This is a genomic window from candidate division KSB1 bacterium (genome assembly GCA_034506395.1).
In the GTDB taxonomy this organism is placed as follows: domain Bacteria; phylum Zhuqueibacterota; class Zhuqueibacteria; order Thermofontimicrobiales; family Thermofontimicrobiaceae; genus Thermofontimicrobium.
In genome coordinates, this window is sequence record JAPDPQ010000012.1 from 1 (window position 1) to 12801 (window position 12801).

Consider the following 12801-nt stretch of genomic DNA (forward strand, 5'->3'; position numbering starts at 1 on the left):
CATCGCCAGGGGTGGCAATGAGCCGAGGCTTGTTGGGCGCTACGGCAAAGCGATAATCGCTGTCGTAGATGCTCTGGACCGTCCGTTTGCGCCGTGCCAGGGTCTCCAGGTCATCGGCAAATAACAGGGCCATAGAATAATTTTCGGTCTGTCCTGCCTTGAGTCTGATCGGGCCTGAGGCGAAGAACATCCCCAGATTGCCACCGACCAGAGGCGAGGGCGGTGCTTCCTCTGGATTTCGGGAGCGTCGGAAAACATTCCAATTTTGTTCGTCATTGGTCAATTCATAGTAGTGCACATTGAAAATCTCGAAACCTGTGAGGCCGATTTGGTCCGACTCGTCCTTATCGGTCTTGCCGAAATTGGGTTCGCCAGGCAGATTGCCTCGTCCCAGGGTCGGCTTGCCATCGCCTTCGCCATCGTCAGGGCCATCATAACCTGCATCGTACGGCCCCAGGCCATCCTCGCCGACATCGTCATTGAGTGGTTCGCCTGGATCCCAGTGGCCATTGTCATTGACATCGGTAAACGAGCGCCAATCGCCATCCTCATCCCCAGACCAGTGGGGCGCTGGCTCACGGCCAAAATGCTTTCTGAAATTATCGACATCAACGATCCCGTAGGGGTACTGATCGAGCCAGACGCCAGCGGGATTGATCCGACTTTCATCGATGAGGCCGTCGGCATCATTGTCACGACCGTCGTAGGTGATGCCAGGGCTTTCCAGGAATGCGAAGCCACCAACGCCCACCTTCCAGCCCCGATAGCCTTTGTAGTCGTTATCCCAGGCATAGGCGATGTCCAGATCCAGATCGTAAGAACCCGCATCGTCCATATTGTCCATGTCCTCGCCTGGTAGATCGCCCATGCCCCAGTCCGTATAAAACGCAAAGTAAACGCTATCGTAATCGGTTTTGCCTTCATTGGTGATGAAATAGAGGGCAAAAATGGCATCCCGAGCCAGCACCTGGGCCCATTGGAAATATCGGGCGGCGACTTCCAGTCCCACGCCACGACGGGATGTATCGGTGGGATCGGGGTAGAAATCCCATTCCAGATCGAGATCATCATCGAACACGAAATAGGTCTCCAGTTCGGCCTGGGTTTTGCCCTTGCCGAACCAGCCGTTCCAGTAGCCATCCCAGGATGGGGGTTTGTCGGGCCAACGCAGCGGCCAGGTGCGTGGGTCGTCGCTCATGGCAGGAGAATCCGATCCCTCACTGAAATATCCTGGCAGCGGGGCCCAGCCCCAGAGCTCACTGGGCCTGGCGGGATTGTAATCCACAAATTCACGGTACTGGGTCTCCATTGGGTGGATGCGCTTGCCACTGCGATCATTGGTCGCCACGCAGACGATCAGCGCTACACCATCCTGGTACTCATGTCCCGTGCCCTGGGGCCATTCGCACGAGGGGCTCCAGGGATGCTCGGCGATCTCGCCCCAATTCTTGAAGCGAGTGGCAATCCGATTGCCATCCATGATACCAGTGCGCAGCTTGGAAAGATCACCTGTATTGGGATCAGGCACTCGCTGCTGAATCCCCTCCTGAGAAAACAACAGCGTGGGAACGGCGATGATTGAGAGTAGTATCAGCAGGAAAATTTTCTTGTTCATTATTCGACCTCAATTTTTAATCTGAATCTGTTTTGGCCTGTCATTCCTGCGAATGCAGGAATCCTTGGGATTAATCACATTAATCATGGGGTGCCTGCATACGCAGGCATGACATTTTCTCCTCTGTCATTCCTGCGAAAGCAGGAATCCTTTTATTGATGAAGTTAAGGCGTTAGCCTTTTAATCACACAGCGAATCCAGGAATCCCTTTGCTTGTCATTCCTGCGGATGCAGGAATCCTTGGCTTATGCCCAGTCTAAAACCTAATGAGACCCCTGCATGCGCAGGGGTGACATTGAATTTCGCCCCTGTGTCATTCCTGCAAATGCAGGAATCTCTATGTTGAATCCCACTCGTCTTGGGATGCCTGCATGCGCAGGCATGACAGTGAATTACGCCCCTGTGTCATTCCTGCGGATGCAGGAATCTCTTGTGTTAAGTCGCACTCGTCATGGGGTGCCTGCCTTCGCAGGCATGACAGTGAATTACGCCCCTGTGTCATTCCTGCGGATGCAGGAATCTCTTGTGTTGAGTCGCACTCGTCATGGGGTGCCTGCCTTCGCAGGCATGACATTCGCTTTTTTATCATTCAAAATATCAACGCAAAACTTCGCACAGCAAAAGTCATTTAATGTATTCCATCCTGCAACATCCTGTTCATCCTGTCAATTTAAAAGCCCACTGTCAGCCCAACTTGAACCTCCCTGGGGCTGGAATAGAAATCGGGCCTGATGAAATAGTCTTCCAGGGAATTGATGCCACGAGGCTGCAGATAGCCCATGTGATATGGCGTAAGAGAGTAGCCTGCCCGACCCGTATCGGGAAATACATCCCGCTCGTTCAGCCGATCGAATAGATTGAAAATTCGGGCAAACAGCGAATAGCTCAAACGCCCGAGTTTGAAATTTTTGATAAGATACATATCGAAGGTATAGATCAATGGCCGTCGGGCATTATTTTCGATGTAAGCACCAGTCCCCCAGACGGAAGTGTATGGGAATCCCGTAGCCAATCGGCCAATCAGACTCACATTGTAGCTGCTCGGATCGCCGATGGTGAGCGTGGCGTTGATCTGATGCTGTCGATCCCAATCCAGCGGTCGCATCTGTTTCAATGTCTCCAATCCCGACAGCGTGTTCAAATAAGCATCGTTGGGATCCGAGGCATTGCCTTTGGCGACCTGGTAGGTATAATCCACCGAAGCGCCCACACCCGTGATGCCAGCGGTCTGCCGTTTTTCGAGCGAGACAGTGATGCCTTTCACATTGGCATAGTCCCGATTGATATAACGAGCGTAATAGCCACCAGTGAACAATCGCAGCACCTCTGTGCCCAGGAGATTGCGGATATCTTTTCGATAGGCCGTGACATCCAGGGCAAACTGGTCTGAGAGCTGCTGCTGCAGTCCAATTTCGTAAATTACGGTCTTCTGCGGTTTGAGCGAGGCATTGCCCAGCGTGTTCAACGTGCTATTAGGCGGCGGCGAAACTGTGCTTTGCAGCAGAAATAGCTCGAACTCGGGATTCACGTAAAGATAATCCAGGTTCGGCGTCTGGAAGAAATGGCCATACGACACGTGGATTACGCCACGGCTGGTGATGGGGTACGCCAAGCCGAAGCGGGGGCTGAATTGCGCCGAAGCATTCGCTCGCTTTTTCGCTGAGGCAGTGGGATTGGAATAATCCAGCGGCACTTCGCCATCAGGATTGAAATAATCGAATCGCACTCCAGCATTGACAATCAGATCCGTGAATTCCATCTTGTCCTGGATATAGGCGGAGAATTCAGTGGGATAATGTGTGTACCGATTATTGTTAAAAGCTGATGGCGGGGGAATTCGCTCGGCGCCATCGGTAATCACCTCAAATTCGTGCAACCAGAGTCGATGCCGTTTCGCTTCCACTCCCAATTTGAATTGATGGCTATTGGTCACCTGGCTGGTGATATCGAATTTGCTCAATAACGTATTGGTGCTTCTTCGAAAATTCCACATCTGCATTCCGCCGCTCAGGAAGGCATTAGCGCCAGCATCTTGCAACCTTCGCAGCGACACGTAGCGAGGATCGAATGGATCTTCATAGACGTACTGTTTGTATTTTGTCAGAAAGTAGTTCGTTTTCACTGTGAAAAAGGTCCGCTGGCTCAGCACATGGGTCCAGATCAGATTGTTATTGAACCCGTTATTAAAGCGTTTGTAATCGCCATCAGGATTCAGTCGGAAGCGATGGTCGTAGTTTTTATAAAATTGATCTTGAACCAGCAGTTCGTAGCTCAGTTTATCAGATGGCGAGAAAGTATAAGTCAATTTCATTAATCCCGTGACTCGTTTTTCGGGATTCATGGGCACAGGTTTCGCTTTGTTGATCAAATCCTGGGCAATTTCCTTGGAGTAATTGTAAACCTGCCCTTGGGACATAATTTTCCAATCAGATGAATTTGGCGCCGAAAAATCGGATTGATCCGATGGGACAAACACTTTTTTGCCATAAATATAGCCGTCGGTATCGAACCAGCGGCCATTGATATAAAACGATAATTTGTCTTTCATGCCAGGAACAGGTCCACTAAGGCTCGCTTCAAAATTGTAGGTAGGATTTAATTTGTCAATGTTCCAGAAAATGTTTTTGTGGTCGCTGAGGTAATCTCCCAGGTAGGTGGAAAATTCGCCCGAGTAATTTTTCCCTCCCTCTTTGGTGACGATATTCACCACACCCGACATGGCTTGACCATATTCGGCATTAAATGTCCCGCTGATCACTTCCAGTTCGGCGATGGCGCTATTTTCCACTTGAAAGGCATAGGTGCCAGAATAGGCGTCATTCACGGGGATGCCGTCGATCATGTACATTACTTCGCCTGCACGGCCACCCCGAAAATGCCCTTCCACCACGCCCGCTTGCAGATTGACCACGTCAGCGAAGTGATCCACGGGCAGCCTGGCGATCGTTTCGGAGCCGACGACAGCCGAGGTCGACGTCAGGTCCATCTGAATGAGCGGCCGCTCAGCCACGACGGTCACCTCTTCGCCGACATCCAGAATGGTGGTGGTCAGCTCGATTTCCAATTTGGTGGTGAGATCGACCGAGACTTTGACATTTTCATAGCGGAAATTGCTATAGCCGATCATCATCGCTCGAACGGTATAAATGCCTGGCGGCACCATGAGGATGATGAAATTGCCATTGGCATCGGTGGCAGCGCCCAGCGTCGTCCCCTCGATGATGACGTTCACCCCAGGCAAGCCCTGGCGGGTCTCCTTATCGATCACCCGCCCCGCAATTTTACCTGTGGTCCCACCATAGGCGAGAAGCGGCAATAGAGCGGCGAGGATCAGGATTAGAAAGATCAATTTATGGTTTCCCATTCTGATATCCTTTCTCAGTTTGGTGAATGAGAAATGATGAACAGATTACTGAACTTTTTTGGCGATCTATATAAACCTTTAAAAGGCGATATTTCATCCGCATGCAGGAATCTCGTTCCCTGTCATTCCTGCGGATGCAGGAATCCCTTTGTGAAATCCCGCTTATCTTGGGGTGCCTGCATGCGCAGGCACGACATTTTCTTCTCTGTCATTCCTGCGAATGCAGGAGTCTCGTTCCCTGTCATTCCTGCGCATGCAGGAATCTATTTCCCTGTGTCATTCCTGCGAAAGCAGGAATCCTCGGCTTAAGCACAGCCTAAAACCTGATGAGACCCCTGCATTCGCAGGGGTGACATTTGGTCCCGTGTCATTCCTGCGCATGCAGGAATCTCGTTCCCTGTCATTCCTGCGGATGCAGGAACCTATTTCCCTGTGTCATTCCTGCGAAAGCAGGAATCCTCGGCTTAAGCACAGCCTAAAACCTGATGCGACCCCTGCATTCGCAGGGGTGACATTTGGTCCCGTGTCATTCCTGCGCATGCAGAAACCCTTGGATTGAAGCCCACCTATCATGGGGTGCCTGCATTCGCAGGTATGATACAATAAATTTACCCTTGCGAAGGCTACCAGCCCTCGCAAGGGTCTTGACGATAAGCATCAAGTTATTTCAACAAGGTCACTCGCTTGGCAGTGACAAAATTGCCGCTTCTCAAGGTAATCAAATAAACACCCGACGATAGAGCAGAGCCATTATCATCCCGAGCATCCCAGCGAATCTCATAATTGCCCGCTGCCTGGGTACCTTCGAACAAAGTTCGGACCTTTTTGCCCAGGATGTTGTAAACTTCGATCTGGATGTGGCCCGTTCTTGGTACTGCATATTTAATGGTGGTTTCAGGATTGAACGGGTTGGGATAATTTTGACCCAGCTCAAATTCATTTGGAATTTCCGCTCGGATGTAATTGCTAGGCTCGAAAATGCCAGTCGGCAACGCTTCGATCGGCTCGATGGCGAAATCATCATACCAGACTTTGCCCACAGGGTAGGAAGTGAATCGAGCTCGACAAGAGACGCCTGTGGCATCATCGGGAGATTTGGCGATGACCGTGTACAGCCGCCAATCGCCCGCCGCCTCTCGCTGATCAAAATAGTAGAACTGATCGCCACCCGTCAAATCCCAGCTCTGCTGGATATTGCCCTTGTGGAAGAAGAAGCACATGCCCAGTCGATCATCCAGCCGATCGGGCATGACATTGGACGCCACAAACTTGGGATCGGTATTGACGCTGTCCCATTTGGCCCAAACGCTGATCTTGTACCAGGTGTTGGGCTCAGCAGGCACTGGCTCCGAATAGAATACCATCTCATCGGAATTGTTGTCCCACTCGTGCAGCAAGGCCGACCATTCGCCACTGTGAGCCTCGCCTTTGACCGTGTTGGAATAACCTTCTGTCGGACCAGCGTGCCACTCCATCCAGCCCAAAGGCACTTCCATGTCGCTGTTGAACGGCCACATGGTCCAGGGATCAGAACCGCAGCCCACATCGTCGAACCAGACCGTCCCTGTGGCCTTCTTGCCAAATTGCAGCGTGATGTACATCTCATCAGGATTATTGCCTGGCGGCAGAACCAATGCGCCCGTGTATTCGGTCCAATCGGTGTTGGCCGTGCTCTGATCGACCTCTAAAAACGCCTCGCCCAACAGCGCTCCACCACTGAAAAATGAGAACAATGCCCCAATGCGCTCATCATCCGAAGCAGGGTTGGTGTTCACGCCCTGGGTCTTGGCCCAGAAACTGATGGCATAGGTGAGATTGGCCTTGGCGCTGTTCCAGTACAAATTGGCATTGTTGGCGCTCTTCCAACCCACCACATTGTCGGCCGCCGCAGTCTTGACGACTTTCAACGAACGACTGCTGTTGTGGCCATTGGCTAAATCCCAGGTCAACGTGCTACCGCCTGCCCCTTCGTTCAACTTGGTCCAGAAATTGGGCTCTTGAATTTCCAAATCACCGTTGGGTAACAAATTGGTTTGAGCAATCACATAGGTCATTCCTAAAGTCGCCATCAGGAATGTCATTAAAATGAAGCTCCGTAACCACGATTTCATAATTCACCTCCAGATTATTTGGTTTGCGGTTTAATGCGGTTAAATTGTGCTGGTAATGCGAGGGATATTTTTTCTGTGGATCACCTCCTTGTCAAAATGGATATTCATGTTTTTGTTCTTTGCATCTGCCCATAGGTTAGCGAGCAGATTGAGCTGCATTGATTTGGTGATCTGTTAGTGCGATTCGAATGATGGTTTTTTCTGCAATACTTGGAACTTGACTCAACAATCGGCCAAATGGGATGCCTGCTTTCGGAGGCATGACACTCGATGCACTGTCATTCCTGCGGATGCAGGAATCTACTTTCCTGTCATTCCTGCGAATGCAGGAATCCTTGTGTTCAATTCCACTCGTTATGAGATGCCCGCATGCGCAGGCATGACAGTTTCGTGTCATTCCTGCGGATGCAGGAATCTGTTATTTGGGCACAGTACAAAACCTGATGAGCCCCCCTGCCTCTGCTGGGGAGCAGCGAAATAAGAACATCATCCATTAAATCATCGACCCGAATATCAGCTTGAATTTCTGACGACCAGTTCCACAGGCACCAGAATTTTTCCCAGGCTTTTTTTGTGAGATGAGATCAGATCGACCAAATTTTTAACCGCCAGAGCGCCCATGTCCTCTTTATTCACCCTGATCGTCGTCAATTGCGGGTCCATTTGCCAAGAGACATCCACATCGTCAAATCCGACTAGAGCGACCTGATCTGGCACTCTAATGCCTTTTTCTTTTAGACATTTCATGCAGCCGAATGCCATAGCGTCGTTCGCTGCAAAAACAGCGGTAAAAGACGCCTTCCGCTTTCGCAGCTTGCACATGGCGCTATAGCCGTTTTTATCGCCTGGATAGTCTTCGTCAACCACGGCCAAATTTTCGTTGAACGGAATACTGGCTTCTTCAAGGGCTTGCTTGTAGCCTAAAAATCTATCTTGAATGCTAGGATGCGAGATGTCGCCGCCGATAAAAGCAATTTGCCGATGCCCTTTGTCGATCAGATGTTTCACTGCCTGCTTGGCGCCGAAGGTGTTGTCGATCAAAACCGCTGGATAGTTGCCATTGGCTGGAAAATAATCGATAAAGATCAGCGGCAAGTCCATTTGCTCGACATAGGAAATCAATCCGTCGGGGACTCTGCCTGCTAAAATCACGCCATCAACATTTCGTTCCAGAAGAAATCGGGGGATGCATTTTCGATGAAAATCCTGTTCAACCGTGGTGAGCAGAATGTAATAATTATGTTTGCGAGCTTCGAATTCGGAGCCTAAGAAGATCTTGGTATAGAAAGGTTCGGCACGGGAGAAATGATCGCTGGTGAGAATGAAGCCGATGTTGCCGCTTTTTTTAGAAGCCAGGCCCTGTGCCGATCGTTGCGGGTGATAGTCGAGTTCCTTGATCGCTTGCTGAACCCTTTTGGCGGTCTCTTCTGAGACGTTCTTTTTGCGATTCAGCACCAGCGAAACCGTCGAGAGCGACACCCCCGCTCTTTGGGCCACATCTTTGATGGTTGGATTCATAAAATTTATCGAAACGTTTCGATGAAATTTTAAATTGAACCACTTTTATTTTATGATTGCTTTGAAGATTGGCCTAAAATTTATATGACCAATCTTTTGAAATTCATTAAATAATCTCTATTATTGTGGTGACGATAAAATGTGGGAATCCAACTAAAACTTTATTAAAGCGCTTTGAAATATAACAAAAAAAATATGGTTTGTCAAGTCTTTTTTTAAAAATCTTGCAAAGCATCATGGATCAATTTAAAATCATTCCACATGCTCTCAATGATCAGTATATGAGATTGGATGAGCTAGGAACTGGATTTGATGAACTCTTGAAATCGGATGATCGATTTTAAATGCTGACGGTTTAGCAGAGAAAAAGGGGATTAAAGCTTCGCCAGGTGGTGGATCAATTGAACCACTTTTATCGGATCATGATATCTTTTCACCCACTCCCGTCCTTCACGTCCTTTCTGAATTCGAAGCGGTTTATCCTGAATCAATGAGATCAATTGTGCTTTCAAATTTTTTTCGTCAATCACAATGAACGGGTGATCGGGATAGTGCTTCTCGAAACCAGGCGCCAAACACGAGCAAGTGGCGATGCCCATGGCCAGCGCCTCCAATGAATTAATGCCATAACCGAGATCGCCGATCTGGTCAATGAAGATGTGGCATTCAGCCTTGCGTCTGATTGCTTCCTGATAAGGCAGATTTTCGATCAGGATTAGTTGGACGGGAAATTCTTTTTCCAATTCCTGGACTATCGGGATGATCACATCGCTGCCCTTGGCCGCCCGATGGGTGGGCGCATGGCCGATCCGAATGATCGTTTCCTCTCGATGAACAATGGGCTGAAAGCGGCTGGCATCGAATGGGAACGGAATGTGGTGGATCTTGGGATGGAGCTGCAAATGATCGAACTCAACGGTCACATTTAAATCCGATATGGCGTCGATGGGTGGGATCACACCCCGCACTCGCAGATCGCTGCCCGCATAACAGCAGATGATCTTTTTGCCCAGTTGCTTCCATCGAATGACATCACGGCCATTACGGAAGAATCCGACCCCGCCATCGAGCTGAATCACGTCGAACTGATCGAGCTGAAATTGCTGATAGGCTTTTTTGATAATTGGCTGCCAGATCGCTTCCCGAAGTTTGATGAAAAATTTTTCGACAGGATTGGGACGCCAGGTAGGGGGGAGGCTGGTCAATTCAGGCTTGATGTTTGTCACTGTCACTCGAGACTTGCCACCAATCAACCTTTTAAAAGACGTAAAACCTTTGAAATTTAACAAGGGGAGATTCAGACAAATATCCTCTGGAAAACCTCGTGGGTGTTTGGCGAAGGTCATGAGTCGGCTTTCATGACCCAATTTCCGTTCCGCCAGCACAAACGTCATGGGCACGTTGGCGATGTTGAAAGGAGCGATGTGCAGGATTTTCATTTTCGTTCTGAAAAAGGAATAGTGGAATGATGAAATATTGGAATAATGGAAAATTGATTCTAGTATTATTTAGTGTCTGGGCGAAAACTCATAAGTTTAGAATTCAGTCGTCATTGCGAGGAGCGGAGCGACGAAGCAATCTCTTGTTTGTTAAAGAGATTGCTTCGGCAAAAAACGCCTCGCAATGACTGGTAAATCGCAAATCAGGTAGTTTTTGCTCAAGCACTACTTAGTCATATTAAACTGAGTTGTGTCATTCCGAACGGAGTGAGGAATCTGAATATTTTAAGATTGGTTGGCTAAATAAACAGATTTCTCGCTACGCTCGAAATGACATATTCACTCGGTCGGCCAAATTTAGCCCATAACTCCAGCACTCCATCACTCCAATATTCCACTATTCCCCGATGTTTTCAAGGTTCTCAGCAAGCTCGATTATAAAAATCTAATCAAAATACTTCAGCAGCGTATCCCGAAAGATCCCTTGGGCTCCGAAGCTCTCTTTGAAGCGGCCCAGGCCCCAGTTGGGATCCATATTCACGGTAAAAATCCCGAAATCGAGATAGCCATACTTTTCTCGAATCGCCCATTTGATGATCTCGAAAAACAGGCAATTGACGCCACGGTATTGCTGCATGTCTTCGTTGTGGCTGATGTAAAATGCCAACACCACCCGCTGATTGGTGATGAACATGACCACGCCCGCCACCATCTGCTGCTCCACGAAGGCGCCGAACAATCGGATGCGCTCTGGGAAAATCTTCTTCAGCAGCAATAGCTCATCCAACGTGTGCGTGGGCGTGACGTTATGGCGCATTTTCAGGTTGCGTTTTAAAATTTGATAAAAGGTCTCATACTCTTCACATTCTCTCACCACCACGCCCAATTTCACCCCACGCCTGACCGCCCGTCGGGATTCTGGGGAGAAGGTGTACAGCACCTCATTTTCGCCGAAGGTGAGAGGGATAACGCTGGAGATCTCCCGCTTGCGATAGCCGAAGCCGTTTTTGACCAGCGCAAAATCCACGTAATGGCTGGGGCGATGGTAATAGATGATCGGCGGCGGCGTCATCTCCACGCCTTGGAATTGGTGGTCCTGAGCATAGCGGATCAATGCCTCGACGATCTCGAACGTGTCTTTGATCCCCACATCAAATTTGGAGACCAGTCCGCCGTAGGAGGCACCTCGATGGGACGTGAGGATACGGCGATGCTGTTCATAGCGCACCGTCGCAGGAAATAGTGCCACCACCCGCTTCTCCTTTTTGAAAATCAGCGAATGATCTTCAAAACGGTCGGGCGGATGATAGCTCAGAAAGCGACGGGTGTGAAAGATGGTGCCGTTATTGGCGGCCCAGACGAAATTGTCCCACTCCTCGGCAAAGGAGGGGTGATAAGGTTCAACGTAAATCGGCATAGGATATTAATTTTTCCCCACGGATGGTAGAACTACCACGGATGAAAATTTTATAAATTATTAGTGGTGATTCTATCAAAAGCTGAAAGTTATTCTGATTTCTCCCCACGGATGATAGAACTACCACGGATGAAAATTTTATAAATTATTTGTGGTGATTCTATCAAAAGCTGAGAGCTATTCTGATTTTTTCCCACGGATGATAGAACTACCACGGATGAAAATGATATAAAATTATCTGTGGTCGTGCTATCATGCGTTGCGAATCCTTATGGTTTTCCCCACGGATGATAGAGTCGCTAGGGATAAAATTAGCTATCAAATTATCCGTGGTTGTTATATCATCCGTGGGAAATTTTGATGCAATCAAGGCGACGAGATAAAATCTATTTCATCAATTTCACCATGATCGCCTTTTGCACATGCATGCGATTTTCTGCCTCATCGAAGACGATCGAATTCGGGCTTTCGATCACGCCATCGGTGACCTCTTCGTTGCGATGAGCGGGCAGACAGTGCATAAAGTACGTGTCAGGTCGGGCGGATTTCATCAATTGCTCATTAACCTGGAACGGCCGAAAGATCTTTTTCCGTTGCTCTGCCTCGGCCTCCTGGCCCATGCTAGCCCAAACGTCAGTATACACCACATCGGCATTTTTTACCGCTTCATGCGGATTCCGATGGATGGTGATCTCGCTGATGCCAGTTTTTCGGGCATTGGCTAAAATTTGTGGGTTAGGATCGTACCCTTCTGGCACCGCCAGCGCCAACTTCATGGGCACTCGAGAGGCAAAATTGATCCATGAATTCGCCACATTATTGCCATCGCCGATAAAGGCGACTTTCAAATTATCCAGCGTCTTCCGATGTTCTAAAATGGTAAAGGCATCGGCCATGATCTGGCACGGATGCAAGAGATCGGTCAGCCCGTTGATCACAGGGACAGTGGCGTATTGCGCCAGTTCAACGATATCCTGATGGCCGAATAGCCGTGCCATAATGCCATCGTTGTAGCGAGATAAAACACGGGCGACATCCTTCACTGCCTCTCGGGTGCCAACGCCGATATCATTCGGACCCAAATAGAGTGCATGTCCGCCCAATTGAAACATGCCCACTTCGAACGAAATTCGTGTCCGTGCTGAAGGCTTGGCAAAGACCATGGCCAGCGTCTTGCCTTTCAACAGATGATGCGGTTCGCCCCGTTTGGTCTTCTCTTTTAACTCTTTGGTCAGATCGAAAATCTCAAAAATCTCATCTTTGGTCAATTCTGCAATGGAAAGAAAATGTTTGGTCACAGTTACCTCCTCATCTCAAGATGCTTAACCTATGATGCT

7 protein-coding genes are annotated in these 12801 nt (G+C 49.1%); all 7 read right to left on the reverse strand.

The genetic code is table 11. From position 1 onward, the window contains the following. Positions 1–1615, reverse strand: a 1615-nt coding sequence (locus ONB37_09540) for a hypothetical protein (GenBank protein MDZ7400393.1), incomplete at its 3' end; no start/stop codon positions are given. A gap of 670 nt (positions 1616–2285) precedes the next feature. Then, on the reverse strand, positions 2286–4979 hold the full coding sequence (locus ONB37_09545) for a TonB-dependent receptor (GenBank protein MDZ7400394.1): 2694 nt from the start codon (positions 4977–4979) through the stop codon (positions 2286–2288). 662 nt (positions 4980–5641) lie between these two features. Next, positions 5642–7090 (reverse strand): T9SS type A sorting domain-containing protein, encoded by a 1449-nt coding sequence (locus ONB37_09550; protein ID MDZ7400395.1) that lies wholly within the window; start codon positions 7088–7090, stop codon positions 5642–5644. A gap of 513 nt (positions 7091–7603) precedes the next feature. Further along, positions 7604–8608 carry a LacI family transcriptional regulator gene (locus tag ONB37_09555; protein MDZ7400396.1) on the reverse strand — a complete coding sequence of 335 codons (1005 nt, stop codon included), beginning with the start codon at positions 8606–8608 and terminating at the stop codon, positions 7604–7606. 374 nt (positions 8609–8982) lie between these two features. Beyond that, the gene (locus ONB37_09560; protein MDZ7400397.1) at positions 8983–10047 is read right to left on the reverse strand and encodes a hypothetical protein; all 1065 of its coding nucleotides are present in this window, start codon (positions 10045–10047) and stop codon (positions 8983–8985) included. Between the two features lie 445 nt (positions 10048–10492). Continuing rightward, a complete protein-coding gene (locus ONB37_09565; protein MDZ7400398.1) occupies positions 10493–11464 on the reverse strand; it encodes a GNAT family N-acetyltransferase in 972 nt (323 codons plus the stop codon). Positions 11465–11850: 386 nt separating this feature from the next. Then, a complete protein-coding gene (argF, locus tag ONB37_09570; GenBank protein MDZ7400399.1) occupies positions 11851–12762 on the reverse strand; it encodes an ornithine carbamoyltransferase in 912 nt (303 codons plus the stop codon). Positions 12763–12801: the final 39 nt, after the last annotated feature.